Source organism: Bradyrhizobium sp. WBAH42, from assembly GCF_024585265.1.
GTDB lineage: Bacteria > Pseudomonadota > Alphaproteobacteria > Rhizobiales > Xanthobacteraceae > Bradyrhizobium.
In genome coordinates, this window is the sequence record NZ_CP036533.1 from 475,513 (window position 1) to 500,637 (window position 25,125).

22 protein-coding genes are annotated in these 25,125 nt (G+C 64.7%); 13 read left to right on the forward strand and 9 right to left on the reverse strand.

From position 1 onward, the window contains the following. Position 1: 1 nt before the first annotated feature. The 3 genes from DCG74_RS02320 to DCG74_RS02330 all read right to left on the reverse strand — a co-directional run bounded on the left by DCG74_RS02320 (position 2) and on the right by DCG74_RS02330 (position 3,759). On the reverse strand, positions 2 to 859 hold the full coding sequence (locus DCG74_RS02320) for a branched-chain amino acid ABC transporter permease (protein ID WP_172786533.1): 858 nt from the start codon (positions 857 to 859) through the stop codon (positions 2 to 4). 36 nt (positions 860 to 895) lie between these two features. Then, entirely contained in the window at positions 896 to 2,410 is a 1,515-nt protein-coding gene (locus DCG74_RS02325; RefSeq protein ID WP_172786532.1) for an amidase, read from the reverse strand. Between the two features lie 164 nt (positions 2,411 to 2,574). After that, the gene (locus DCG74_RS02330) at positions 2,575 to 3,759 is read right to left on the reverse strand and encodes a substrate-binding domain-containing protein (protein WP_172786531.1); all 1,185 of its coding nucleotides are present in this window, start codon (positions 3,757 to 3,759) and stop codon (positions 2,575 to 2,577) included. A gap of 179 nt (positions 3,760 to 3,938) precedes the next feature. Between DCG74_RS02330 and DCG74_RS02335 the strand changes: the two genes are divergently transcribed. Continuing rightward, positions 3,939 to 4,382: a MarR family winged helix-turn-helix transcriptional regulator gene (locus DCG74_RS02335; RefSeq protein ID WP_172786530.1), complete on the forward strand. Its 444-nt coding sequence runs from the start codon at positions 3,939 to 3,941 to the stop codon at positions 4,380 to 4,382. 137 nt (positions 4,383 to 4,519) lie between these two features. On the opposite strand, the gene secA is transcribed toward DCG74_RS02335, so the two are convergent. Continuing rightward, a complete protein-coding gene (gene secA / locus DCG74_RS02340; protein WP_172786529.1) occupies positions 4,520 to 7,360 on the reverse strand; it encodes a preprotein translocase subunit SecA in 2,841 nt (946 codons plus the stop codon). Positions 7,361 to 7,711: 351 nt separating this feature from the next. On the opposite strand from secA, the gene DCG74_RS02345 reads away from it, so the two are divergent. Both DCG74_RS02345 and argJ read left to right on the forward strand, forming a co-directional pair. Continuing rightward, on the forward strand, positions 7,712 to 8,620 hold the full coding sequence (locus tag DCG74_RS02345) for a peptidylprolyl isomerase (protein ID WP_172786528.1): 909 nt from the start codon (positions 7,712 to 7,714) through the stop codon (positions 8,618 to 8,620). Between the two features lie 100 nt (positions 8,621 to 8,720). After that, positions 8,721 to 9,962, forward strand: coding sequence for a bifunctional glutamate N-acetyltransferase/amino-acid acetyltransferase ArgJ (gene argJ, locus DCG74_RS02350; protein ID WP_172786527.1), 1,242 nt, complete (start codon positions 8,721 to 8,723; stop codon positions 9,960 to 9,962). A gap of 58 nt (positions 9,963 to 10,020) precedes the next feature. Here argJ and DCG74_RS02355 read toward each other — a convergent pair whose 3' ends face one another. Further along, entirely contained in the window at positions 10,021 to 11,346 is a 1,326-nt protein-coding gene (locus tag DCG74_RS02355; protein ID WP_172786526.1) for a TadE/TadG family type IV pilus assembly protein, read from the reverse strand. A gap of 138 nt (positions 11,347 to 11,484) precedes the next feature. On the opposite strand from DCG74_RS02355, the gene DCG74_RS02360 reads away from it, so the two are divergent. Beyond that, positions 11,485 to 11,895, forward strand: coding sequence for a (deoxy)nucleoside triphosphate pyrophosphohydrolase (locus tag DCG74_RS02360; RefSeq protein ID WP_172786525.1), 411 nt, complete (start codon positions 11,485 to 11,487; stop codon positions 11,893 to 11,895). A 117-nt stretch (positions 11,896 to 12,012) separates the two neighbouring features. On the opposite strand, the gene DCG74_RS02365 is transcribed toward DCG74_RS02360, so the two are convergent. Continuing rightward, positions 12,013 to 12,861: a methyltransferase domain-containing protein gene (locus tag DCG74_RS02365; protein ID WP_172786750.1), complete on the reverse strand. Its 849-nt coding sequence runs from the start codon at positions 12,859 to 12,861 to the stop codon at positions 12,013 to 12,015. 64 nt (positions 12,862 to 12,925) lie between these two features. Here DCG74_RS02365 and DCG74_RS02370 point away from each other — a divergent pair, with 64 nt between their 5' ends. Genes DCG74_RS02370 through DCG74_RS02385 form a run of 4 tightly spaced genes read left to right on the forward strand, consistent with a single transcriptional unit; the run spans position 12,926 to position 15,400 of the window. Further along, positions 12,926 to 13,735, forward strand: a complete 810-nt coding sequence (locus DCG74_RS02370) for a ComF family protein (protein WP_172786524.1) — start codon at positions 12,926 to 12,928, stop codon at positions 13,733 to 13,735. Positions 13,736 to 13,770: 35 nt separating this feature from the next. Further along, the gene (grxC, locus tag DCG74_RS02375; protein WP_172786523.1) at positions 13,771 to 14,046 is read left to right on the forward strand and encodes a glutaredoxin 3; all 276 of its coding nucleotides are present in this window, start codon (positions 13,771 to 13,773) and stop codon (positions 14,044 to 14,046) included. Then, entirely contained in the window at positions 14,043 to 14,921 is an 879-nt protein-coding gene (locus tag DCG74_RS02380) for a carbon-nitrogen hydrolase family protein (RefSeq protein ID WP_172786522.1), read from the forward strand. The genes grxC and DCG74_RS02380 overlap by 4 nt, the downstream gene beginning before the upstream one ends. Then, entirely contained in the window at positions 14,918 to 15,400 is a 483-nt protein-coding gene (locus DCG74_RS02385) for a DUF1178 family protein (RefSeq protein ID WP_172786521.1), read from the forward strand. Before DCG74_RS02380 ends, DCG74_RS02385 begins: the two co-directional genes overlap by 4 nt. On the opposite strand, the gene DCG74_RS02390 is transcribed toward DCG74_RS02385, so the two are convergent. The 3 genes from DCG74_RS02390 to DCG74_RS02400 all read right to left on the reverse strand — a co-directional run bounded on the left by DCG74_RS02390 (position 15,397) and on the right by DCG74_RS02400 (position 17,648). After that, the gene (locus tag DCG74_RS02390; protein WP_172786520.1) at positions 15,397 to 16,296 is read right to left on the reverse strand and encodes an EamA family transporter; all 900 of its coding nucleotides are present in this window, start codon (positions 16,294 to 16,296) and stop codon (positions 15,397 to 15,399) included. The genes DCG74_RS02385 and DCG74_RS02390 overlap by 4 nt on opposite strands. 102 nt (positions 16,297 to 16,398) lie before the next feature. Continuing rightward, positions 16,399 to 17,166 carry a bifunctional 2-polyprenyl-6-hydroxyphenol methylase/3-demethylubiquinol 3-O-methyltransferase UbiG gene (gene ubiG / locus DCG74_RS02395; RefSeq protein WP_172786519.1) on the reverse strand — a complete coding sequence of 256 codons (768 nt, stop codon included), beginning with the start codon at positions 17,164 to 17,166 and terminating at the stop codon, positions 16,399 to 16,401. A 14-nt stretch (positions 17,167 to 17,180) separates the two neighbouring features. Continuing rightward, on the reverse strand, positions 17,181 to 17,648 hold the full coding sequence (locus DCG74_RS02400) for a PH domain-containing protein (protein ID WP_172786518.1): 468 nt from the start codon (positions 17,646 to 17,648) through the stop codon (positions 17,181 to 17,183). 134 nt (positions 17,649 to 17,782) lie between these two features. On the opposite strand from DCG74_RS02400, the gene DCG74_RS02405 reads away from it, so the two are divergent. The 5 genes from DCG74_RS02405 (at position 17,783) to DCG74_RS02425 (ending at position 24,938) form a co-directional block, all read left to right on the forward strand. Then, a complete protein-coding gene (locus tag DCG74_RS02405; protein ID WP_172789745.1) occupies positions 17,783 to 19,039 on the forward strand; it encodes an aspartate kinase in 1,257 nt (418 codons plus the stop codon). A 374-nt stretch (positions 19,040 to 19,413) separates the two neighbouring features. Next, positions 19,414 to 21,681 carry a phosphoenolpyruvate--protein phosphotransferase gene (gene ptsP / locus DCG74_RS02410; RefSeq protein WP_172789746.1) on the forward strand — a complete coding sequence of 756 codons (2,268 nt, stop codon included), beginning with the start codon at positions 19,414 to 19,416 and terminating at the stop codon, positions 21,679 to 21,681. Between the two features lie 60 nt (positions 21,682 to 21,741). Continuing rightward, entirely contained in the window at positions 21,742 to 22,827 is a 1,086-nt protein-coding gene (gene prfA, locus DCG74_RS02415) for a peptide chain release factor 1 (RefSeq protein ID WP_172788313.1), read from the forward strand. 3 nt (positions 22,828 to 22,830) lie between these two features. Continuing rightward, a complete protein-coding gene (prmC, locus tag DCG74_RS02420; RefSeq protein WP_172788312.1) occupies positions 22,831 to 23,712 on the forward strand; it encodes a peptide chain release factor N(5)-glutamine methyltransferase in 882 nt (293 codons plus the stop codon). A 461-nt stretch (positions 23,713 to 24,173) separates the two neighbouring features. Further along, positions 24,174 to 24,938, forward strand: a complete 765-nt coding sequence (locus DCG74_RS02425; protein WP_172788311.1) for a DUF4167 domain-containing protein — start codon at positions 24,174 to 24,176, stop codon at positions 24,936 to 24,938. Positions 24,939 to 25,125: the final 187 nt, after the last annotated feature.

Genomic DNA, 25,125 nt, shown 5'->3' on the forward strand with positions numbered 1-25,125 from the left:
ACTAAACCCCTTTTCCAGCGATGAGACCTTGCGGACGGAATTTGATGAAGACGATGGCAAGGACGAAGACGAGCACGTCGGCGACGACGGGCGCCATCACCCAGGGCAGCGCCGCGCTCAGCGTGCCGATGACGCCGGCGCCCGCGACCGGGCCGATGAAGGAGCCGACGCCGCCGACCATGACCGCGACAAAGCCCTGGATCAGGAAGCGCAGGCCGAGATCGGCAAACAGGCTGAACACCGGCACGATCAGCGCACCGGCCAGGCCGGCGAGCGCTGCTCCGAAGGCAAAGGTGGCGCCGTAGATCAGCGGCGTTGAAATGCCCGACGCGCGCGCCAGCGACGGGTTCTCCAGCGTCGCCCGCACGCGCAGGCCGAAGCTGGTGCGCGACAGCAGCAGATAGCAGAGGCCCATCACCAGCAGCGTGATGACGATGATGGTGAAGCGCCAGGCCGAGATGTGCATGGCGCCGACGTCGATCGAGCCGCCGATCGGCTCCGGCACGGTGAGATAGAAGCCGCCGATCAGCCCGCGAACGATCTCGCGGATGATCAGGCCGAGCGCATAGGTGCCGAGCATGGCAACGATCGGTGCGGCGTAGAATCGCCGGATGATCAGCGCTTCCAGCACGAAGCCGAGAGCGCCGACCACGAAGGGCGCTGCCACCATGCCCGCCCAGATCGGCAGGCCCTTGGCATAAGCGAGATAGGTGATGTACGCCCCGAGCAGGACGAACTCGCCCTGCGCGAAGTTGAAGATGCCCATCATGCTGGCGATGATCCCGAGCCCCAGCACGATCAGGACGATGATCGCACCGAAGCTCAGGATTTCGAACGCTGCGACGAACGCGTTAGCCATGTGGTGGTGTTCCGTTCGTCTGGACTAGTCCCTCGTTCACATCTTCTTCCAGTCGTCGATCTGCTCGAAGGCATGGGCGGCGCGGTAGATGGTGGATTCCTCGAACATGCGGCCGACCAGCATCAGGCCGACCGGCAGGCCGTCGACCATGCCGCAGGGCAGCGACATCGCGGGATGATGGGTGATGTCGAACGGCGCGGTGTTCGAGATCATCTCGAGCGCACGAGCGACGTAGTCCTCGCGGCTGGCATTGGGCTCCGGCAGCTTGGTCGCCTTCATCGGCGTGGTCGGTAGCAAGAGCAGATCGTAATCCGCAAAGGCCTTGTCGTAGGCCGCCGTCAGCCGGCGCGAGATGTTGAGCGCCTTGCCGTAGAAGCGTGGACCGAAATTGTTGTTGATGTAGGTGCCGAGCATCATGAACAGTTTCGTGGTCTCGGACAGCGAGTCGGCCTGCCGGCGCCAGCCGCGATGGAAATCCATCAGCGAGGTCGAATAGAGATCGCCGCGGCTGAGGCCATAGCCATCGCCGAACATCATGGTCTGGGTCAGGCCTTCGGTGCCGATCGGAGTCCAGATCGCTCCGCCCATGAGGTGCATCGGAATCGAGACGGTCTCGACAGTGGCGCCCAGATCCTTGAAGCGCTTTGCGGCCTCGCGCACGCTTTCGTTCACCGCAGACTCGGCGGTCGGCTGCTCGAAACCCTCCTTGAGGATGCCGATCTTCATGCCCTTGACGCCCTGGCCGAGCGCCTTGGTGTATTCCTCGACCTTCGGGGCCTTGATCCTGGGATCGTAGCCGTCATCGCCGGCGAGCACCTCGAGCAGCAGCGCATTGTCGGCGACCGTCGCCGTCATCGGCCCGGTATGATCGACATAGATCTCGATCGGCATGATCCCGGTATAGGGGACGAGGCCCCAGGTCGGCTTCATGCCGTAGATGCCGCAGAACGAGGACGGCATGCGGATCGAGCCGCCCTGATCGCCGCCGATCGCCATGTCGACCTCGCCGAGCGCGACCACGACGCCCGATCCCGACGACGAGCCGCCGGCCGAGTAGCCCATCTTGTGCGGATTATGCACCGGCCCGTAGGAGCCGGTGTGGCTGCCGCCGGACAGGCAGAAATGCTCGCAATGCACCTTACCCTTGATCTCGGCGCCGGCATCCAGCATGCGCGTGACGATGGTGGCGTCGAAATCGGGCACATAGCCTTCCAGCGTCGACGAGCCGTTGGTCATGGGCACGCCGGCCAGCATGATGTTGTCCTTCAGTGCAACGGTCTTGCCCTTGAGCTTGCCGCTGGCGGCGCCCTTCACGGTCGACTTGCGATACCAGGCATTGCGCGGGTTCTCTTCGGCCGAGGGCCGATAGCCCGGCGTGCGCGGATATTTCACCTCGGGCAATTCGTCCGGCATCGCGGCAACGAGATTGTAGGCTTCGATCGAGCCCTGCATGAGACCGCGGAACGAGGCGACGTCATCATCGGTGAGCGAAAGGCCGCACTGCTCGGCGACACTGCGAAGTTGGGCTGGCGTGGGAAGGGCAACTGTCACGGCGCTCTCCTTGAAGGCTTCTTGATCCCTGGCACTGATGGAAGCCTCTCGCCCGCGCCTTGGGGGTGCGGGTCAACCGGCTTCACGTGGTTACTAGAGACGGAAATATTTTCCTTTTCAAGTATTATTTCGCGAAAGCGCTGCGGCCTATCGGCAGCCGTCGCTCAGAGCGTCTTGATGATCTTGAAGTCGAGACCGTCGGCTTCAGCGAGGTACATCGGCATCTCGGCGCGTCCGTCGCGAAGCGTTACGGGACCGCGACCCGCCGAGTAGACGGTGTTCCGCGCGGCCTTCAGCAGCGGACGAAAGGCCAATGATCCGGCGCGGTTGGCGACGGATTCCAGGAAGCGCAGCCCCTCATAGTTCGACTGACCGACGGAGCCGACCGGCGGCGCGTTGGCACCGAACATGGAATAATAGGCACCGAGGAACTCGTCATTGGCGCGCGAGACCAGGCCGTTGAAATAGCCGGAGGCGCAGAACAGATTCTCGGTGTTGTCGGCACCGATGCCGAGCAGCACGGTCTCGTCCATCGCACCTGCAAGCCGCAGCGTCGAGGTGGCAAGGCCCGCTTCGGCGAAGGCGCGGTTGAAGGTGATGCTGTCGGTGCCGATCAGCGAGATCAGCACCACATCCGGCTTGGCGGCACGGATCCGCGCCAGATGCGGCTCGTGATTGTCCTCGCCTACGGGTACGAACTCCTCGCCGACGACCTGGCCGCCCGCCTCCTTGATGTAGCGCTTGACCGCGCGATGCGATTGCCAGGGCCAGACGTAGTCGCTGCCGATCAGGTACCAGCGTGCCGCCTTCTTGACGTCCGCGAGCCAATGGATCGCCGGCCGGCTCTGCCAGCGCGGCGTCTCACCGATCGCCATGACGCCCGGCGTGCGCTCGCCGCCTTCATAGACGGGCGTGTAGATGTAGGGGATGCGGTTGCCGGTGACCTTGCGCAGTGCGACGCGGACCGCGCTGATATGCGAGCCCATGATGAGGTCGACCTCGTCGAGTGCAATCGCCTGCTCGGCACGGCGCACCACCTCCTCGATCGGTCCGCCGGAATCGTAGATCGACAGTTCGAGCTCGCGGCCGAGAATGCCGCCGCGCTTGTTGATCTCGGCAACCGCGAGCATCGCGCTGTTGGTTGAGGTCGGGCCCCAGATTCCGGGCGAGCCGGTGAAGGTGAGGAAATTGCCGATGCGCAGCTTGCTGCGCGCGCCGCGCCGCCTCATGAAATGCGCATCGACCGGAGACAGGTCGAAATCCGCCGCCGATGACGACAAATTCCTGAACAGCAAGGACGGCGGCAACGCCGGACCGCCGTGAGCCGGGAAGTTTACCGTCGCGTGCACGCCAACTCCTGTCTGAGACCAGACTTGAAAGCACATTGAGCAGGCGGCCGCGGCTTCCGCCCTTTTGTTGGGCAATGATCCTATTTTGAAAATATTGAATATTCAAGAATTGAAGTGCATATAGATGCAGCATTGTTTGCAAGACATTCACTCATTTGGGTCAAGACGAAGTCTTAGCCGTGGCAAAACCGTCGAAAGAAAACTCCCCGATCACCGAACATCTCGCCTACCTGCTCGCGCAAGCCAACCGGGAGATCAACCGGCAGCTCGAATTGCGGTTGAGCAAGGAAGGCGTGCCGGTCGAGCAGTGGCGCATCCTGAAAGTGCTGTCGGATGGCGAGGGCCATTCGATGGGCGAGCTTGCGGACGCCGTGCTGCTCAACCATCCGACGCTGACCAAGATGATCGACCGCATGGTCTCCGACACGCTGGTCTATCGCGTGCAGGACCCGAACGACCGCCGCAAGGTGCTGATGTTCATCTCCGACCGCGGCAAGGTGCTGTGCAAGAAGCTCAACTCGCTCGCGGTCGACCAGGAGGAGCACATCCTGGAGAGCTACGGCGACAAATCGACGAGCGAATTGAAGCGGCTGCTGGAGAGCTTGATCGATAGCTCGAATTGAGCGCGAGCTACACCCTCAACTGTCATCGCCCGCGGAGGCGGGCGATCCAGTATTCCAGAGACGATTGTGATTGAGCCGAAAGGCTGGGGCGTACTTGATGCCCCGCCTTCGCGGGGCATGACAGCATCACCTAATCACTACGCATACCGCCCGTGGCAGTGCTTGTACTTCTTGCCGGAACCGCACGGGCAGTCCTCGTTGCGGCCGACCTTGCCCCAGCTCGTCGGGTTCTTCGGATCGCGCAGCGCAGCGTCGGTAGCCTGGGTGCCGAGGGTGACGCTGGCGAGGGCCATCTCGTCTTCGCCGGTGTTCGGATCGAACTTGTGCGCCTCCATCGGCGGCAGCACCGGGGCTTCCTGCTCCGGCGGGACGATCTCGACACGCATCAGCTGCGCCGTGACCGCCTCGCGCAAATGAGCGCTCATCTCCTGGAAGAGATTGAAGGCTTCGGTCTTGTACTCCTGCAAGGGATCGCGCTGGCCGTAACCGCGCAGGCCGATGACCTGGCGCAGATGGTCGAGCATGATCAGGTGCTCGCGCCAGAGATGGTCGAGCGTCTGCAAGAGGATGGTCTTCTCGACGTAACGCATCACGTCGGGACCCCATTGCGCGACCTTCGCCGCCATGTGCTCGTCGGCCTTGGTCTCGATGCGGTTGAGCAGCTCCTCGTCGGCGATGCCCTCTTCCTTGGCCCATTCGTCGACCGGCAGGTCGAGATCGAGCACGCGCTTCAATTCGTCCTTCAGACCCGCGACGTCCCACTGCTCGGCATAGGCATGCTCGGGGACGTGCTTGGCGACGAGGTCGTCGATGAAGGCGTGGCGCATGTCGGCGACCGTCTCGGCGACGCTCTCGTCCTTCATCAGCTCGACGCGCTGATCGAAGATCACCTTGCGCTGGTCGTTCTGGACGTTGTCGAACTTGAGGAGGTTCTTGCGGATGTCGAAGTTGCGCGCCTCGACCTTCTGCTGCGCCTTCTCCAGCGCCTTGTTGATCCAGGGATGGATGATGGCCTCGCCCTCTTGCAGGCCGAGACGCTGCAGCATGCTGTCGAGGCGATCCGAGCCGAAGATGCGCATCAGATCGTCTTCCAGCGACAGGAAGAACTTCGAGCGGCCGGGGTCGCCCTGACGGCCGGAACGGCCGCGCAGCTGGTTGTCGATGCGGCGGGATTCGTGGCGCTCGGAGCCGATGATATAGAGGCCGCCGGGCTTCTTCACGGTCTTGGCGGGCTTGCTTCCCTTGGCCGGCTCGACCTCGACGGTCTCCTCGGCCTTCAGCACGATGTCGCGGAAATGCTCGATGTCGGCCTTGATCTGCTCGATCTTCTTGGCCTTCTCGGCTTCGTCGGTGAAGCCGGCCGTTTCCTGCTGGATGCGCATCTCGAGGGAGCCGCCGAGCTTGATGTCGGTGCCGCGGCCGGCCATGTTGGTGGCGATCGTGATCGCGCCGGGCACGCCGGCCTCTGCGACGATATAGGCTTCCTGCTCGTGGAAGCGCGCGTTCAGCACCGCGAACAGCTTGGCCGGCTTGCCGGCGCGGGCGGCGGCATAGAGCTTGTCGAGCGCGCCCTCCTTGCCGAAATCGATCTGCTTATAGCCGTTCTTCTTGAGGAAATCGGCCAGCACTTCCGACTTCTCGATCGAGGCGGTACCGACCAGCACCGGCTGCAGCCGCGCATTGGCCCGCTCGATCTCGGCGAGGATGGCCTGATATTTTTCCTTATGGGTGCGATAGACCTCGTCGTCCTCGTCGAGGCGCGCGATCGACAGATTGGTCGGGATCTCCACGACCTCGAGCTTATAGATGTCGAACAATTCATCCGCTTCGGTCGCGGCGGTGCCGGTCATGCCCGCCAGCTTCTCGTACATGCGGAAGTAGTTCTGGAAGGTGATCGAGGCCAGCGTCTGGTTCTCGGGCTGGACCTGGACGTGCTCCTTGGCTTCCAGCGCCTGATGCAGGCCTTCCGAATAGCGGCGGCCCGGCATCATGCGGCCGGTGAATTCGTCGATGATGACGACCTCGTTGTCGCGGACGATGTAGTCCTTGTCGCGCGTGAACAGCGTGTGGGCGCGCAGGGCCTGGTTGATGTGGTGCACGACGGAGACGTTCTCGACGTCGTAGAGCGATTCGCCCTTGAGCTGGCCGGCATCGCGCAGCAGCGTCTCGATCTTCTCCATGCCGCCTTCGGTCAGCGTCACCGTGCGCTGCTTCTCGTCGACCTCGTAGTCGGTCTTGTCGAGCTTGGGCAGGAAGCCGTCGATGGTGTTGTAGAAGTCGGAGCGATCGTCGAGCGGACCGGAGATGATCAGCGGCGTGCGCGCTTCGTCGATCAGGATGGAGTCGACTTCGTCGACGATGGCGAAGAAGTGCGGCCGCTGGACCATGTCCTCGAGCCGGTACTTCATGTTGTCGCGGAGATAGTCGAAGCCGTATTCGTTGTTGGTGCCGTAGGTGATGTCGCAGGCATAGGCCGCCTTGCGCTCGGCATCGTCGAGGCCGTGCACGATGACGCCGGTGGTCATGCCGAGAAAGCTGTAGATCTGACCCATCCAGCCGGAGTCGCGGCGGGCGAGGTAGTCGTTGACGGTGACGACGTGGACGCCCTTGCCGGCGAGCGCGTTCAGATACACCGCAAGCGTTGCGACCAGCGTCTTGCCTTCGCCGGTCTTCATCTCGGCGATGTCGCCCTCGTGCAGCACCATGCCGCCGATCAGCTGGACGTCGAAATGGCGCTGGCCGAGCGTGCGCTTGGCGGCCTCGCGCACGGTGGCGAAGGCGGGGACCAGCAAGTCGTCGAGCGTCTTGCCGTTCGCGAGCTGCTGCTTGAATTCCGCGGTGCGGGCCTTGAGCGCCTCGTCGGAAAGCTTGGCGAGCTCAGGCTCCAGCGCGTTGATCGCGTTGACGCGGGACTGATATCCCTTCACCCGCCGGTCGTTGGCGGAGCCGAAAAACTTGCGGGCGAGCGCGCCGATCATGCCTAGTTCCTGTGTTCGCGATTTAACCGCGTTGGGCCCAAGAAGTTGTTCCCCGCCTGCCTATCAACTCACCGTGACGCTTCGCGGCGTCAGAGCCCGGACTGCGGGGTCATCCGCCATATGGGTGGGAGTTGGGCAAGTCTGGGTTCAACGGCCAAAAACGCAGCAAAATAAACGCCATCGCCATGGTCGCGACCGGGCAGAGATATGGCCCGGTCAGGGCCTTGTCAACGGCGGGCGCATTGCGGCTAATTCATCATTTTGACAGACTTTTCGCGTTGCCAAGCCCCCCTGATTGGGCGAGTGTCCGCCCCGCTCGAGCAGCCCCCTGCTTCAACATAAGGATTTTCCATGACCGCCTCGTTCCCGGTAATCACCGGCCAGCGCTTCCGCAACGCGTCCGCCCTGGCTGGCAGCCTCGCCCTGGCGCTGTCCCTGGCGTTTGCGGGCCCGCTCCGGGCCGCCGATGATCCGGTGCTGGCGAAGGTCAACGGCGCGGAAATCAAGAAGAGCGACGTCACCATGGCCGAGGAGGAGCTCGGGCCGAGCCTCGCCCAGATGGACCCGGCGACCAAGGATGAGAACGTCCTCTCGTTCCTGATCGACATGAAGATCGTCAGCAAGGCTGCCGAAGACAAGAAAATCGCCGACAGCGAGGAGTTCAAGAAGCGGCTCGCCTTCGCCCGCAACCGGCTTCTGATGGACAGCCTGCTCGCCAACGAGGGCAAGGCCGCCACCACGCCGGACGCCATGAAGAAGGTCTATGAGGAGGCTTCCAAGCAGATCACCGGCGAGCAGGAGGTGCGCGCCCGCCACATCCTGGTCGAGACCGAGGACGAGGCCAAGGCGGTGAAGGCCGAGCTCGAGAAGGGCGCCGATTTCGCCGAGCTCGCCAAGAAGAAGTCCAAGGATCCGGGCTCCGCCGACGGCGGCGACCTCGGCTTCTTCACCAAGGAGCAGATGGTGCCGGAATTCTCGGCCGTGGCCTTCTCGCTGGAACCCGGCAAGATCTCCGACCCCGTGAAGTCGCAGTTCGGCTGGCACATCATCAAGGTCGAGGAAAAGCGCAGCCGCAAGGCGCCCGATTTCGAGCAGGTCAAGGCCCAGATCGAGCAGTACGTGACCCGCAAGGCCCAGGCCGAGTATGTCGCCAAGCTGCGCACCGAAGCCAAGGTCGAACGGCTGGACCAGCCGGCGGCGGATGCCTCCAAGGACGCCAAGCCGTCAGACAGCAAGATGGCGCCGCCGGCGAAGAAGTAAGAATTCGCTGTCACTTCGCGGACGCCAAGAGTATCTAACGTCGCAATGGCCGGGGCTCCCCCGGCCATCTGCATGTCCAGACCCTACCAAGGCGCCCGCGATGTCCTCCTCCGTCTCTCCCCTCGCCCCCAAAACCGTCCCTGATATGCCCGTGATCGCGGGCGTCCGTCTTGCGACGGCCGAAGCCGGCATCCGCTACAAGAACCGCACCGACGTGCTGCTGGCGGTGATGGACAAGGGCACTGCGGTCGCCGGCGTCTTCACCAAGTCGAAGTGCCCCTCGGCCCCGGTGGAATGGTGCCGCGCCAAGCTGAAGGGCGGCAAGGCGCGCGCGCTCGTCGTCAATTCCGGCAATGCCAACGCCTTCACCGGCAAGACCGGCCGCGCCTCGACCGCGCTGACCGCGAAGATCGCGGCGAAGGCGGTCGGCTGCAGCGAGAGCGAGATCTTCCTGGCCTCGACCGGGGTGATCGGCGAGCCGCTGGACGCCACCAAGTTCGACGGCGTGCTCGGCCGTCTCGCCGAAACCGCCGAGCCCGGCGATTATCTCGCCGCGGCCAGGGCGATCATGACCACCGACACCTTCCCGAAGGTCGCGACCGCGACCGTCAAGCTCGGCAAGGCCAAGGTCACCATCAACGGCATGGCCAAGGGCGCCGGCATGATCGCACCCGACATGGCGACGATGCTGTCCTTCATCTTCACCGACGCGCCGATCGCGCCCGCCGCACTGCAGGCCCTGCTCAAGGCCGGCGTCGAGGACACGTTCAATGCGGTGACGATCGACGGCGACACCTCGACCTCCGACACGCTGCTGGCGTTTGCGACCGGCGCTGCCGCCGCGCATGGCGCACCGAAGATCAGCCGCGCCAGCGATCCGCGCCTGAAGACCTTCGTCAAGGCCTTCAACCAGGTGCTCGCCAATCTCGCCGAGCAGGTCGCCCGCGACGGCGAAGGCGCGCGCAAGCTGGTCAAGATCACCGTCGAGGGCGCCAAGACCAAGGTCTCCGCCCGCAAGATCGCGATGTCGATCGCCAACTCGCCGCTGGTGAAGACCGCGATCGCCGGCGAGGACGCCAATTGGGGCCGCGTGGTGATGGCCGTGGGCAAGGCCGGAGAACCCGCCGATCGCGACAAGCTCTCGATCTCCTTCAACGGCATCCGCGTCGCCAAGAGCGGCGCGCGCGATCCGTCCTATGACGAGGCCCAGGTGTCGGAAGCGATGAAGGCGCCGGAGATCGCGATTCTGGTCTCGCTCGGCCTCGGCAAGGGCCGCGACCGCGTCATGACCTGCGATCTCACCAAGGAATATGTGGCGATCAACGGGGATTACAGGTCGTAGGGCCTCACGGTGTCATTCCGGGGCTCGCGAAGCGAGAACCCGGAATGCGTCCAAGCAATCACCCCGAGATCCTTGCGTCGGCAACCGCCTTCTTGAACAGCGCGTTCATGGCGTCCGAGATGCCCTGCGTCGGGCTGACCTCAAAATACAGGCCCGGCGAAGCGCAGCTCTCCATGTTCTGTGCGATCTGGCTGTTCGGCGACGGGCCATAGGGGCCGGCATTGAACGGGTCGATCCATTTCATGTACCAGGAGTTGGTCGGCAGCGCGAGATAGGTCGTGTACAACACAGCGATCTTGATGCCGCGATCCTTCATCGTCTTGCAAAGCGCAGGGTTGAGCGGTGACTGGCAGCGCGTGCTGCCCGAGAGCGGTTTCAGGCACCCGGTGTTACTCTCGTCGGCGACGCCATCAGACACGAAGAACAGGTATTTGAGCGGACTGGACGAGGTGCCGCTTCCGGGGGAGCTGATCTGGCCGTTGATCGCAGGAAAGACCGCGGTGAATGGGGTATCCTGATCGTTATTCTCGTTCTGGCCGTTCACCGACATCAAGTCGATGTTGCCGGCCGCCGTTTTGGCGCTGGAGAGAGAGGACGACAACGAATACAGACTGCGCAGACCGAGCGAGCTTGCAGAGCCGCCGAAATCATAGATCGCCATTCTGAACTGGTTTGAATAGGTCTGAGTGGCGTTTGCCGTATCCATCAAGGACTGCGTGGCGCTCCGAAGTACGTCGATCCGGGTGGTCACGCCAAGCTTCTTGGCTAGGTCGTAATAATTGTTCTTGTCGTTGAGGTCGTGGCAGGCGAAAGCGCACTTATCGGACGTGTTGTTGACCATCTTCTGCACGTCGCTCGGCGTCGCGCCGACACCCATCGACGGAGAATTGTCCAGCAGCAGATAGAAATCGATATAGAGCGGCATGCTGGCCGTCGCCTTCGACGTGCCACTCAAGGTCATCGCGGACTTGCCGATCACGCCGAGAAACATGGTGTTCATAGTTGCGGTGAACGAAACCGTCGCAGTGACGGTCGAGCCGGACTTGACCACGGTCGGCGTGAGGCCCGTCAGCGTGTAGCCGGTCAGATTGGCGCGATTGGCATCGAAGATGTTCTGGGCGTCCGTAACGCCGACCGAAATGGAGCCGTCCGCAGTCATGTTGCCGGCGGCCTTGAAGCCGGGCGAGGCCTTGGCGATCGAGCCGACACTGGCCGCATCGGCGGCAGCCTGAAGCTTGGACCGGGTCAGCGTCGCGCGCGAATAATCGATGGCGCAGCCGATCGCACTGATCACGGGAACGCAGGCGAGAGCGAAAATCACCGCGATATTGCCGCGCCGGTCGTGGACGAACCGGCGGAAGAGAACGGAAAGCGCAGTGCGCATGGGTCGGACCTGGTGTGGTTTAAGCGTTCCCACACTAGGAACCGTGGATTAAATATGACTTATGGAGACCTTCGAAACATGGACCGCAACGAGGTTAACAAACCGTTGCGGACGATCATCAGCGAGCGACGACCACGCATGGCCGATCTCAAACTGACACTGGTGGTGGCCTGCGCGCTCGTCGACGCCGACAAACGCGTCCTGATCGCGCAGCGCCCCGAAGGCAAGGCGCTGGCGGGCCTTTGGGAATTCCCCGGCGGCAAGTGCGAACCGGGCGAGCGGCCGGAGCAGAGCCTGATCCGCGAGCTGCATGAGGAGCTCGGCATCGAAGTCGCCGAGCCGTGCCTCGCGCCGTTGACCTTCGCCAGCTACGCTTATGAGACCTTCCATCTCCTGATGCCGCTCTACATCTGCCGGCGTTGGGAGGGAATGGTCACCGCACGCGAAGGCCAGAACCTTGCCTGGGTCCGCGCCAACAAGCTGCGCGACTACCCGATGCCGCCGGCGGATATTCCGCTGATCCCGCATCTGATCGATTTGCTGATGTGATTGCACTGTACCCCGGACGCAGCGCGAAGCGCTGCAGAGCCGGGGGCCCCAGGCCGCAGACCGGGTCCTGGCTCTGCGCAGCAGCGTTAGAACGCTGCAGCGCGTCCGGGACATACATCACTCCTTCCCGGCCTTCTTCACCGCCTCCGCCAGGCTCGCTTTCGCCGACCCCGGCTTGAGCGGCTGTTGCTGGCTCGCATGCGGCGCCCAGCCAGAGAGCCAGATGATGTCGAACGTCGCGCGGATGCGGCCGTCGGCATCGGCAAAGCGCTCGGTGTAAATCTCGGCCATCCGCAGCAGCGTCGCGCGCCTGCTAGGTGTGCGGCGCCGCTCGATCAGCACATTGGCCGCGCCCATGCGGCGGAGATCCTGCATCAAGGCGAACGCATTGCCATAGCGCACCACGACACGATCGACGTCAGTCACCGGCAAGGCAAAGCCCGCGCGCTGCAGCAGCGCGCCGATATCGCGGAGGTCCGCAAACGGTGCGACACGCGGCGACACGCCGCCCTCGCATTCGGCTTCCGCCGCCGCAAAGGCCTGCCGCAGCTCGGTGAGGCTGTCGCCGCCGATCATCGCGGCAAGCAGCAGGCCGTCCGGCTTCAGCGCCCGCCGGATCTGCGCCAGCACGCCCGGCAGGTCGTTGACGAATTGCAGCGCCAGCGCCGAGACGAGGAGGTCCAGGCTTTCCGGCGCGAAGGGAAGCTTCTCCGCGCCGGCCGCGTCGAGCGCGATGTGCTCGATGGAAGGAAGCCGCGTGCGCAACGCCACCAGGCCCGCGCCGGGCGTCCAGAGGTCGGCGGGAGCGTGAAACTCCCGCATCACCGCCGCCAACCGGTCTGACATGTCCTCGGCAACGCGATCGAGCAGGAAGCTCACGAGACCCTGCGCCTGCGCACGCCGCTGCCGCGCGTGCAGCAAGGCGCGATCGAACAAAGCAGGCGGGGTTTGAGGGGGTTGGGCCATGCCGCTGGTTACGCCGATCTCCACGGTTCTGGCAATCCGCTGCGTACAACGCTAGCCTCCCCACATGGAAGCTAACACCGTCCCTTCCCGTTCCATCGTCGCACCGCTTCGAGCCGCGTGGACGGCCGGCCGCCACGTGCTGGCGCGGGCGGCGCGGCTGGCGCTCGACATCGCGCTGCCAACACAGTGCGTATCCTGCCACGAGCCGGTCGAGGGCGAAGGCGTTTGCGCTTCGTGCTGGGCGCGGCTGTCGTTCATCGAACGGCCCTATTGCCCGCGGCTCGGCATCCCCTTCGTCTATGACCCCGGCCCCGACATGCTGTCGATGGAGGCGATCGCGAGCCCGCCGGCCTACCAGCGGGCGCGCGCGGCGGTGCGCTATGACGACGTCGCGCGCTCGCTTGTCCATGCGCTGAAATACCAGGACCGCACCGATCTGGCGCCTGCCATGGGCCGCTGGATGGCGCGCGCGGGCCGCGAGTTGCTGACCGGCGCCGACATGCTGGTGCCCGTGCCCCTGCATTGGCGGCGGGCCTGGCGGCGCCGCTACAATCAGTCCGGAGCCCTCGCCCGTGTGATCGAGCGGCAGAGCGGGGTCAAGGTAGCAGGCGACGTGCTGCGGCGGGTGCGTGTCACCGAGCAGCAGATCGGCCTGTCGCGGGCCCAGCGCGCCACCAATGTGCAGGGCGCATTCCAGGTATCTCCCGACCGGCAGGCCGAGGTCCAGGGCCGCCGCGTTGTCCTGATCGACGATGTCCTGACGTCAGGGGCGACGCTCGATGCCTGCGCGCGAGCCCTGCTCCGCGCCAAGGCGGCCCAGGTCGACGTGCTGGTCTTTGCCCGGGTTGTCGAGAGCGGCCCCCGTCCCATATAATTCAACGAATTCATGACATGAGAGCGCCAGACGAAATGACTGCTGCTGTCGAGATCTACACCCGGCCGGGCTGCGGCTATTGTTCCGCCGCCAAGTCGCTGCTGACCCGCAAGAAGGCGACCTTCACCGAATTCGACGTCGCCAAGAACCCGTCCTGGCGCCAGGAAATGTACGGCCGCGCCGGCCAAGGTTCGACATTCCCGCAGATCTGGATCGGCGGCACCCATGTCGGCGGCTGCGACGACCTCTATGCGCTCGATCGCGAAGGCAAGCTCGATGGCATGCTCGAAAGCGTGAAGGCTACGTCATGAGCGAGAACCGCACGTTCACGGCCGCCATGGTGCAGATGCGCACCGGCCTGATGCCCGGGCCGAGCCTCGAACAGGCCACGAAGCTGATCCGGCAGGCTGCGGCCAATGGCGCCGATTACGTGCAGACGCCCGAAGTCAGCAACATGATGCAGCTGAACCGCAAGGCGCTGTTCGAGCATCTCCAGAGCGAAGAGGACGACACCTCGCTAAGGGCCTACCGGGCGCTCGCGGCGGAGCTGAAAATTCACCTCCATGTCGGCTCGCTGGCGCTGCGCTTTTCGCCGGAGAAGGCGGTCAACCGCTCCTTCCTGATCGGGCCCGAGGGCAACGTGCTCGCGAGCTACGACAAGATCCACATGTTCGACATCGAGCTGCCGGACGGCGAGAGCTATCGCGAATCCGCCAATTACCAGCCGGGCGAGACCGCGGTGATCTCAGATCTGCCCTGGGGCCGCGTCGGCTTGACGATCTGCTACGACGTGCGCTTCCCTGCGCTGTACCGCGCGCTGGCCGAAAGCGGCGCCTATTTCATCACCGTGCCGTCGGCCTTCACCCGCAAGACCGGGGAAGCGCATTGGCACGTGCTGCTGCGTGCCCGCGCGATCGAGACCGGCTGCTTCATCTTTGCCGCGGCGCAGGCAGGCCTGCACGAGAACAAGCGCGAGACCTATGGCCACTCCCTGATCATCGACCCCTGGGGCGAGATCCTCGCCGAGGGCGACGTCGAGCCGGGCATCATCATGGCCAAGATCGACCCGGCCAAGGTCGAGACCGCGCGCCGGGCGATTCCCTCGCTCCAGCACGGCCGCCGCTTCGGCGTCTCCGATCCCAAGGCGGGGCCGGACCATTTGCACCTCGTGCGGGGATCGGCATGATCCGCTACGCGCTACGCTGCGACCGCGACCATGACTTCGAGAGCTGGTTCCAGAGCTCGTCGGCCTATGATTCGCAGGTGAGGCGGAAGCTCGTGACCTGCCCGATCTGCGGCTCAGCCAAGGTCGGCAAGGCCATCATGGCGCCGCGCATCGTCAGCAAGAAGGGGCGCGGGCGCGCCACGCCGCCGCCGGAGCCCGTGGCTGCGACCACGCCAGAGGCTGCGCCGTCAGGGCCGACCTCGTTGCTGATGGCGCAGGAGCGCGAGCTGCGCGCCAAGCTCAAGGAGCTGCGCGATCACATCGTCAAGAACGCCGACAATGTCGGCGAGCGTTTTGCGAACGAAGCCCGGGCCATGCATTACGGCGACAAGGAGCACCGCCCGATCTACGGCGAGGCATCGCCCGAAGAAGCGAAGTCGCTGATCGAGGAAGGCATCGAGGTGTCGCCGCTGCCGACCCTGCCGGAAGACCGGAATTAGGCCCCCACCAGCACCGCCACGCCGATCACGATCAGCGCGATGCCAAGAATCTCGCGCCGCGCGATCGGCTGCTTGAACGAGTAGTAGGCGACGGCTTGCGCGAACAGCACCTCGACCAAAGCGAGTGTGCGGACATTGGCGGCCGCCGTCAGCGCGAATGCCAGGAACCAGAATTGCGAGGCGAGGGCACCCGTGAAGCCCGCGAGCATCGACGGCTTCCACAGGCCGAGGATCGCCTGCAGCACTTTTGGAGCGCGCCAGAGCAGATAGATCGTCAGCACCAGCGTCTGCACGAACAGGCCGAGCACCAGCGTGATCGACGCCGCGGTCACGAAGGAGACATCCGGCACATTGATGATGGCGCCGCGAAAGCCGACTGCGGAGAGCGCGAAGGCCGCCGCGGCAACGAGGCCGGTGATGGTCGGCTTCAGCTCGGCAAAGCTCTTCTCGCCGCCGGGGCGGAGCGCGGTGATGACGACGCCGATGGTGGCGATCACGATCGCCAGCACCTTCAGCCAGGTCAGGTGGTCGCCGAGGAAGACGAAGCCGAAGATCGCGGTCTGGATCGCCTCGGTCTTCAGGTAGGCCGTCGTCACGACGAAGGAGCGGTCGTTCATCGCGAGCAGCATCAGGCCGGTGGCGACGATCTGGCTGAGCGCGCCCAATAGCAGCCACGGCCAGAACACGGTCGGCGGCGCGCTCAGATGATCGCCAGTCGCGAGCAGCACCAACCCCAAGAACAGCAGCGAGAACGGAAAGCCGAACAGGAAGCGGATATTGGTCGCGCCCCAGGTCCCCAGCGGCTTGGTCAACGACCGCTGCATCGCATTGCGCGCGACCTGCCCGAGCGCGGCAATGATGGTGAAGGGAATCCAGAGGCTGGCGATGGTGAACATGGGATGGCGGGCGCGAGGAAGAGACAGTCAACCTGCCGCTTGCGCTCAAGCAGGTCAATCACGCCCACGTCATAGGAGCGATGCTCGCGCCGACCGATAGCCTCACACCATCGCTTCAGCGACCACCATGTAGTTCACGTCCATGTCGGACGACAGAGACCATTTGTCGGCGAAGGGCGAGTAGACGACGCCGGTCTGCTCGGTGATGACGAGGCGGTTGTCGAGCAGGTATTTCGTCAGTTCGTCCGGCGTGACGAACTTGTTCCACTCATGCGTGCCACGCGGCAGCCAGCGCAGCACGTATTCGGCGCCGACGATGGCGAGCGCAAAACTCTTCCAGTTGCGGTTCAGCGTCGAGACCACCATCAGGCCGTTCGGCTTCAGCATCGCGGCGCAACGCTTCAGGAAGACGCCGACGTCGGTGACGTGCTCGACCACTTCCATCGCCAGCACGATGTCGAAGCGCTCGCGCGGGTCGATCTCCTCAACCGTGGTGCAGCGATAGTCGATCGCCAGATGGCTCTTGTCGGCATGCAGCTTCGCCGCCGCGATGTTGCTCGCGGAGGGATCGATGCCGATGACCTGCGCTCCGAGGCGCGACAGCGGCTCGCAGAGCAGGCCGGCGCCGCAGCCGATGTCGAGCACGCGCAGGCCGGCCAGGCAGTTCAGGCTTCGTACATTACGCTCGAACTTGCGGCAGGCGGCGTCGCGGATATAGCCGAGCCGCAGCGGGTTGATCCGGTGCAGCGGCGCCATCTTGCCCTTCGGGTCCCACCACTCCGCCGAGAGCTTTGAGAATTTCGCGATCTCGGTGGCGTCGACGGTCGAGCCCGGCTGGGTGGAGAGGGAAGTATTTTGCTGCATGCTCATGGTTGGGCGCGGTCCTACCGCGTGGTGATCGAACTACGGAAAGCGAGCGGCGAGGCGATGGTCTTGATCGTCTCGATCCCCTCGCCGACGCCGCGAATCGTCACGTCGCCGTAGTTGAGAATACGTCCAAGAATGGTCTGGTCGACGTCGACGCTCTCGACCTTGTCCAGCGCCATCTCGAAGGTTCGGCGCTTGATGAAGCCGGTCTTGTGCACGACCCTGAGATTGGTGACGTCGGTCTCGGTGGTGAAGCGATGGAACCAGCCCTTCACGGTCCAATACAGGCCCGCCAGCGCCGCGAGAGCTGCGGCTGCGAGGCAAAGCAGAACGAGCCAGTCGACGGTCGCCTGTCGCGACAGGATGAGCAGGGCCAGCGCCGCGATCCAGGCCACGATGGCCGGAACGTAGAAGATCCAGTGCGCATTGGTCGAATACAGCACCCGCTCGCCGGGCTGCAGGATCTCGTCGATGTAACGCGCCATGATCTCGGTTAACCCACTACCCCGCCCCGGCCCCCCCGGCCCCGTCGCTCTGTATACGCGCGGTCGGTGTCCGCGAGGCACCCGTCCAGTGCGGGCCACCATACTGATCCTTATGAAGGAATGCACGCGTCGTCATGAGCCGCCTCGTGATGAAATTCGGCGGCACGTCCGTCGCCAACATCGAACGTATCCGCAACGTCGCACGCCATGTGAAGCGTGAGGTCGATGCCGGCCACGAAGTGGCCGTGGTCGTCTCGGCGATGGCCGGCAAGACCAACGAGCTGGTCGCCTGGTGCACCGAGGCCTCACCGATGCACGACGCGCGCGAATATGACGCCGTGGTCGCCTCGGGCGAACAGGTGACGTCCGGTCTTCTTGCCATCGTGCTCCAGGGCATGGGCATCCAGGCCCGCTCCTGGCAGGGTTGGCAGATCCCGATCAAGACCAGCGACGCCCATGCCTCGGCCCGGATCGAGGACATCGACGGCGGCGAGATCATCAAGCGCTTCAGGGAGCGCAAGGAGGTTGCGGTCATCGCCGGCTTCCAGGGCATCAACCCCGAGACGGGTCGCATCACCACGCTCGGCCGCGGCGGCTCCGACACCTCGGCCGTGGCGATTGCCGCTGCCGTCAAGGCCGACCGCTGCGACATCTACACCGACGTCGACGGCGTCTACACCACCGACCCGCGAATCGTGTCGAAGGCCAAGAGGCTCGACAAGATCGCGTTCGAGGACATGCTGGAACTGGCCTCGCAGGGCGCCAAAGTGCTCCAGGTCCGCTCGGTGGAACTCGGCATGGTCCACAACATGCCGATCTTCGTCCGCTCGAGCTTCGACAAGCCCGAGGATATCGACCCGCATGCCAACCAGCCGCCCGGCACCCTGATCTGCGGCGAGGAGGAGATCATGGAAAACCACGTCGTCACCGGCATCGCCTTCTCCAAGGACGAGGCTCAGATCTCGGTGCGCCAGATCGAGGATAAGCCCGGCGTTGCGGCCTCGATTTTCGGCCCGCTGGCCGATGCCAACATCAACGTCGACATGATCGTGCAGAATGTTTCCGAGGACGGCAAAACCACCGACCTCACCTTCACCGTGCCGGCCGCGGACTTCACCCGTGCCAAGGACACGATTACCGCCGCCAAGGCCAAGATCGGCTATGCGCGGCTCGATACCGCCACCGACGTCGCCAAGATCTCGGTAATCGGCAGCGGCATGCGCAGCCATGCCGGCGTCGCCGCCCAGGCGTTCTCGGCTCTCGCCCGACGGAACATCAACATCCGGGCCATTACAACCTCCGAGATCAAATTCTCGGTTTTGATCGATACCGCCTATACCGAGCTTGCGGTGCGCACCCTGCACACGCTCTACGGCCTCGACCAAGCCTGAAGCGCGACCCTCGTCGCGCTTCAGATTGCCGTTTGAGCATGGTCTTTCCGGAAAACCGCTTCGCACTTTTCCGGACCAAGCTTAGGCTAATTTTCTCTTAGCGGTCGCAGCAAACGCGAAGGTATACACACCTTCGCGTTTGGCAGGCGTTTTGCTTGGCAAAACAAGCCTCAATTCGCTATACGGCGGACAGGGTGGGCTGCCGCAGACTGTGTCCCAGTTCAGGCGGCGCTGATTCGGTACAAGCGCTAAATTTCCCGTGGATTTTGGGCTTGTGCCTGCGCCGGACAAACAATTTGATTGTTTTTCTGGAATTTTGGTCCAGCCGCCGGCCGATACCGCCGGGCCCGGCAGACGGAGGAGATTGACGGTTCATGCGGAGCGCGTCGGGAGGTCCCCGCGTCTTGTTGAGACGGCTCCGCGAGACCATGGCGGAGCAGGTCTCGGCCCAGGAGCGGCTGGACAAGATCGTGGTGCTGATCGCCGCCAACATGGTGGCCGAAGTGTGCTCGGTCTACGTGCTGCGAATCGACAACACGCTCGAGCTCTACGCCACCGAAGGTCTGAACCGCGAGGCGGTGCACCACACCGTGCTCAGCGCCCATGAGGGCCTGGTCGGCCTCGTCGCCAGCGAGGCGACGCCGCTCAATCTGAGCGATGCGCAGAGCCACCCGGCCTTCTCGTTCCGCCCCGAGACCGGTGAAGAAATCTATCACTCCTTCCTCGGCGTGCCGATCCTGCGCGCCGGTAACACGCTCGGCGTGCTGGTGGTGCAGAACCGCGCCAAGCGCAATTACGTCGAGGAGGAGCTCGAGGCGCTCCAAACCACCGCGATGGTGCTGGCCGAGCTGATCGCCTCGGGCGAATTGTCCGCGCTGGCCCAGCCGGGCCAGGAACCGGCGGCGCGCCATTCGGCGCAGAAAGTCGGCGCCATCCTGTCGGAGGGCATTGCGCTCGGCCATGTCGTGCTGCACGAGCCGCGCGTCGTCATCAAGGACTACATCGCCGAGGACCTGCCGAAGGAAATCAAGCGGCTCGATACCGCGCTCGCCAAGCTGCGTGCCGATCTCGACCGCATGCTGGAGCGCGGCGACGTCGCCGAAGGCGGCGAGCATCGCGAGGTGCTGGAAGCCTACCGCATGTTCGCCAACGACCAGGGCTGGTCGCACAAGCTGCACGAGGCGGTCGCGACCGGCCTGACCGCGGAAGCGGCGGTCGAGCGCGTGCAGTCCGACACCCGCGCGCGCATGCTGCGCTCGACCGACCCCTATTTGCGCGACCGCCTGCACGATCTGGAAGACCTGGGCTACCGCCTGATGCGGCAGCTGGTCGGCCAGGATCACGCACCCTCGCGCGAACAATTGCCCGACAACGCCATCGTCATCGCCCGCGCGATGGGTCCGGCGGCGCTGCTGGACTACGACCGCAAGCGCCTGCGCGGCATCGTGCTGGAGGAAGGCACCGCCAATTCGCACGTTTCGATCGTGGCGCGGGCGCTGGGCATCCCTGCGGTCGGCGAGGTGCCGAACGCGCCCGGCATCGCCGATCCCGGCGATGCCATCATCGTCGACGGCACGTCCGGCTCGATCTATGTGCGCCCGTCGCAGGAGATCGAAGCCGCCTTCGCCGAGCGCGTGCGCTTCCGCGCCCGCCGCCAGGCACAGTATCTGGCGCTGCGCGACCGGCCCTGCGTCACCCGGGACGGCCAGAAGGTCGAGCTGATGATCAACGCAGGTCTTGCCATCGACCTGCCGCATATCGAGGACACCGGGAGCGCCGGCATCGGCCTGTTCCGCACCGAGCTGCAATTCATGGTGGGCCAGAGCCTGCCGCGCACCAGCGACCAGCTCGCGCTCTATCGCACCGTGCTGGATGCCGCCGGACCTAAGCCCGTCACCTTCCGCACGCTCGATATCGGCGGCGACAAGGCGCTGCCCTATATGGAAGCGGTGATCGAGGAAAATCCCGCGCTCGGCTGGCGCGCGATCCGGCTTGGGCTCGATCGTCCCGGCCTGTTGCGCGGCCAGATCCGCGCGCTGCTGCGGGCCGGCGGCGGCCGCGCGCTGCGCATCATGTTCCCGATGATCTCGGAGGTCGCCGAATTCGACTCGGCCAAGGCGCTGGTCGAGCGCGAGCTGACATATCTGCGCCAGCACGGCCACACGCTGCCTGAGCGAATCGACATCGGCACCATGGTCGAGGTGCCCGCGCTGCTCTACCAGCTCGACGAACTCCTGAAGAAAGTCGACTTCATCTCGGTCGGCTCCAACGACCTGTTCCAGTTCCTGTTCGCGGTCGACCGCGGCAATGCCAAGGTGTCCGAGCGCTTCGACACCATGTCGGCGCCGATCCTGCGAGCGCTGCGCGACATCGCACGCCAGGCCCACGCTGCGCAGAAATCGCTCTCGCTCTGCGGCGAGATGGCCTCGAAGCCGATCGGCGCGCTGGCGCTCATTGCGCTGGGCTACCGCTCGCTCTCGCTCTCGGCCACCGCACTCGGCCCGGTCAAGGCGATGGTGCTCGACCTCGACGCCAAGAAGGCCGAAGCGATGCTGGGCCCTCTGCTGGATGCACCCGCGGGCAGCGTCTCGATCCGGCAGAAGCTGACGGAATTTGCCGAGGCCGAGGGCCTTGCGTTGTAGCGGGCCGATCGCCCGCTTTCCCGCCGCCCTCGCCCCCTTCCGCCCTTTGAGACTGAACCGATGTCGTCACTTCCCGAAGCCAAACTGGACGTCCTGCTCGCGCATCACGCCTCGCTCGAGGCCGAATCGCTCGGGCAGCTCGCCTCCGAGCGCTACGTGCAGATCACGCGCGAGCTCGCCGAGCTCACGCCGCTGATCGAGGCGGTGAAGGCCTATCGCTCCGCCGTCAAGGAGCTCGCCGACACCGAGGCGCTGATCGCCGATCCCGCCACCGATGCCGAGATGCGGAGCATGGCCGAAGCCGAACGCGACGAGCTCGCGCCGAAAATCGAGGAACTGGTCCAGAAGATCCGCGTCGCGCTCCTGCCCAAGGACGCCATGGACGATCGCAACGTCATGCTGGAAATCCGCGCCGGCACCGGCGGCGACGAGGCCTCGCTGTTCGCCGGCGACCTGTTCCGGATGTACGAGCGCTTCGCCAGCTTGCAGGGCTGGAAGGTCGAGGTGATCTCCGCCAGCGAAGGCACGGTCGGCGGCTACAAGGAAATCATCGCCGAGATCCAGGGCCGCGGCGCATTCTCGAAGCTGAAATTCGAATCCGGCGTGCACCGCGTGCAGCGCGTCCCCGACACCGAGACACAGGGACGCATCCACACCTCGGCGGCAACGGTCGCCGTGCTGCCCGAGGTCGAGGACGTCGACGTCGACATCAAGAACGACGACCTGCGCATCGAGACCATGCGCGCAGGGGGCGCTGGTGGCCAGCACGTCAACAAGACCGAATCGGCGATCCGCATCACCCACATCCCGACCGGCATCGTGGTGATGATGCAGGACAGCCGTTCGCAGCACAAGAACCGCGCCTCCGCCATGAACATCCTCCGCTCGCGCATCTATGACGCCGAGCGGCAACGCGTCGAGGCGGCGCGCTCGGCCGAGCGCAAGGAGAAGGTCGGCTCCGGCGATCGCTCCGAGCGCATCCGCACCTACAATTTTCCGCAAGGGCGCGTCACCGATCATCGCATCAACCTCACGCTCTACAAGCTGCCCCAGGTGATCGCGGGTGAAGCGCTCGGCGAATTGATCGACGCACTGACGACGGAGCACCAGGCCGCACAGCTCGCTGCGCAAGGCGCGGCGGCCTGAGGCGTGAGCAACCTCTTCACCGGGCAATCCATCGAGAGCGCGCGGCGCGCGCTGGCTGCGCAACTGAGATCGGCAGGGCTCGACGAAGCCGAGTTCGACGCACGCATCCTGATCAGTGCGGCACTCGGCCTCGACCTCACCGGCCTGATTGCGCAGGCGGCCCGTCCCCTCACCGCGGCCGAAGCATCGCGGCTCGCGCAACATACGCAGCGCCGCATCGCCGGCGAGCCGGTGGCGCGCATTCTCGGGACGCGCGAATTCTGGGGCCTGCCGTTCCGCCTGTCGGAGGCGACCCTGGTGCCGCGCCCCGATACCGAGACCGTGGTCGAGCTTGCGCTCGAAATTCTTCGCGAACGACAGGCCTCTCACCCGCCGCGTATCGCCGACGTCGGCACCGGCTCCGGCGCGATCCTGCTCGCGCTGCTGCACGAAATTCCGGATGCGTTCGGCGTCGGTACCGACCTCAGCCAGAACGCGCTCATAACCGCCAGGGACAATGCCGCCGCGCTCGGCCTCGCCGGCCGTGCCGGCTTCGTCGCCTGCTCCTACGCCACCGCGCTCCGTGGCCCGTTCGACCTCATCGTCTCGAACCCGCCCTATATTCCCTCGGCTGAAATTCCGAAATTGAGCGTCGAGGTGCGCGAGCACGACCCGCATTTGGCGCTCGACGGCGGCAACGACGGATATGATGCCTACCGCACCCTGATCCCGCAGGCGAGCGAGCGCCTCGCCCCCGGCGGCGCCCTGGTCGTCGAGGCCGGACAGGGTCAGGCCCAAAATATTGAAACCTTGATGAGGGCCGCCGCGTTGTCATTGGACAGGCCACCCAAGGCAGACCTGGCGGGCATTCCGCGGGCCGTATCGGCCCGAAAAATGCCCCCATAAAAGCCGGATTGGCCCGCAAAAAGCTCTTGGAATATCCCGTGGGAACGACTACGTTCCGGTCAACACATCGGTGTCGGCCCCGTAGACCTACGGGTGAAAGCCGGGCTCTCGGGCGAGAGCTTTACTGATTTACAGGTTCCAAGCCGCAGGTCCTGTTGAGCGCGATTGGCCAGTGAGCCGCGCTGCTCTCCGACCGCAACGTGAACGAAAGCCTGATATTGCGCCTGAAGACTAACGCAAGAAAGCTGGGCTTGTTTCGGCAGGCGAAATGAATGGGTTCGCTGGCGATGAATGCTGGCGGGTGGGGAACGCGTCTTTGTTGAACGCGACGGTCGACGAACATCGGCAGGGTTGGATCCGCTGGCGTGCGGTGCGCGCGAGTCGTGTGAACCGCTGTCACCAGGTCACTCCTAGCAATCAGTAATGCGTGCAACCTTTAGGGCTGGAATTAAAGGCAGGACATGAGAAACGGTCAAAACAAGCAGCGGATGCGCAACCGCAACAACAATAACAACAACAACCGGCGCGGCCAGAACCCGATGACCCGGGTCTACGAGTCCAATGGACCCGACATCAAGATTCGCGGAACCGCTTCGCACATCGCCGAAAAGTATCTCCAGCTTGCGCGTGACGCGCGCTCCTCCGGCGATCCCGTTGCAGCCGAGAACTACTACCAGCACGCCGAGCATTATTTCCGCCTGATCGCGGCGGCCCAGGAGCAGTTCCGTCAGAACCAGCAGCCGCGCGGCGATGAGCCCGTCGCCAGCAGCGAGGACGGCGACGACGACGGCGAGAATTTCTCGGCCTTCGGCCAGGAGCCCGGCTTCGTCCCGCAGCCTCAGCAGCAGCCGTTCATGCGCGACCGCGACGGCCAGCGCGATCATCACCAGCGTGATCACCAGCCGCGCGACAATCAGCCCTATCAGCGTGACAACCAGCAGCCGCGCGAGCACCGCGAACGCGATCACCGTTCGCAGCCGCAATATCAGCCGCAGCCGCAACCCGCCAACCAGCCGCAGCCCGTCATCGCCGATGCCGGCGGCGTCGACCGTCTGCCCTCCTTCATCACCGGCGCGCAGCCGCAGGTGAACGGCGGTCAGGGCGGCTTCGAGGGCGGCGGTGGCGGCGAGCGCTATCCGCGCCGGCGGCGCCGGCCGCATGGCCCGCGCCCGGAGCGTGAGGCCGCTCCAGTCGCTTCCAGCGACGAAGTCGCCTCGGGCGAGTAAGCTTTTCTGACTTTCCGACTTGAATCGTCCCGGCCTCGCCGGGACGATTTGTTTTTGAGGATGTCGGTCCGCTGAATCGGCCAGAGCCGCGAGGCTGCTAGAGCATGATCCGGAAAAGTGTGCAGCGGTTTTCCGAAAAGATCATGCTCAAACAATAACCTAAAGCGCGATGACGATTCACCCTAAT

Excerpts from the sequence above, each read along its gene's own strand:
- DCG74_RS02380 (WP_172786522.1), top strand. The coding sequence starts at position 14,043 with ATGAGCGAGAACCGCACGTTCACGGCCGCCATGGTGCAGATGCGCACC.
- ubiG (WP_172786519.1), bottom strand. The coding sequence starts at position 17,166 with ATGAGCATGCAGCAAAATACTTCCCTCTCCACCCAGCCGGGCTCGACC.
- DCG74_RS02405 (WP_172789745.1), top strand. The coding sequence starts at position 17,783 with ATGAGCCGCCTCGTGATGAAATTCGGCGGCACGTCCGTCGCCAACATC.
- DCG74_RS02360 (WP_172786525.1), top strand. The coding sequence starts at position 11,485 with ATGGCCGATCTCAAACTGACACTGGTGGTGGCCTGCGCGCTCGTCGAC.
- DCG74_RS02345 (WP_172786528.1), top strand. The coding sequence starts at position 7,712 with ATGACCGCCTCGTTCCCGGTAATCACCGGCCAGCGCTTCCGCAACGCG.
- DCG74_RS02425 (WP_172788311.1), top strand. The coding sequence starts at position 24,174 with ATGAGAAACGGTCAAAACAAGCAGCGGATGCGCAACCGCAACAACAAT.
- prfA (WP_172788313.1), top strand. The coding sequence starts at position 21,742 with ATGTCGTCACTTCCCGAAGCCAAACTGGACGTCCTGCTCGCGCATCAC.
- DCG74_RS02320 (WP_172786533.1), bottom strand. The coding sequence starts at position 859 with ATGGCTAACGCGTTCGTCGCAGCGTTCGAAATCCTGAGCTTCGGTGCG.
- DCG74_RS02370 (WP_172786524.1), top strand. The coding sequence starts at position 12,926 with ATGGAAGCTAACACCGTCCCTTCCCGTTCCATCGTCGCACCGCTTCGA.
- DCG74_RS02365 (WP_172786750.1), bottom strand. The coding sequence starts at position 12,861 with ATGGCCCAACCCCCTCAAACCCCGCCTGCTTTGTTCGATCGCGCCTTG.
- grxC (WP_172786523.1), top strand. The coding sequence starts at position 13,771 with ATGACTGCTGCTGTCGAGATCTACACCCGGCCGGGCTGCGGCTATTGT.
- ptsP (WP_172789746.1), top strand. The coding sequence starts at position 19,414 with ATGCGGAGCGCGTCGGGAGGTCCCCGCGTCTTGTTGAGACGGCTCCGC.
- DCG74_RS02390 (WP_172786520.1), bottom strand. The coding sequence starts at position 16,296 with ATGTTCACCATCGCCAGCCTCTGGATTCCCTTCACCATCATTGCCGCG.
- DCG74_RS02385 (WP_172786521.1), top strand. The coding sequence starts at position 14,918 with ATGATCCGCTACGCGCTACGCTGCGACCGCGACCATGACTTCGAGAGC.
- DCG74_RS02355 (WP_172786526.1), bottom strand. The coding sequence starts at position 11,346 with ATGCGCACTGCGCTTTCCGTTCTCTTCCGCCGGTTCGTCCACGACCGG.
- secA (WP_172786529.1), bottom strand. The coding sequence starts at position 7,360 with ATGATCGGCGCGCTCGCCCGCAAGTTTTTCGGCTCCGCCAACGACCGG.
- argJ (WP_172786527.1), top strand. The coding sequence starts at position 8,721 with ATGTCCTCCTCCGTCTCTCCCCTCGCCCCCAAAACCGTCCCTGATATG.
- DCG74_RS02400 (WP_172786518.1), bottom strand. The coding sequence starts at position 17,648 with ATGGCGCGTTACATCGACGAGATCCTGCAGCCCGGCGAGCGGGTGCTG.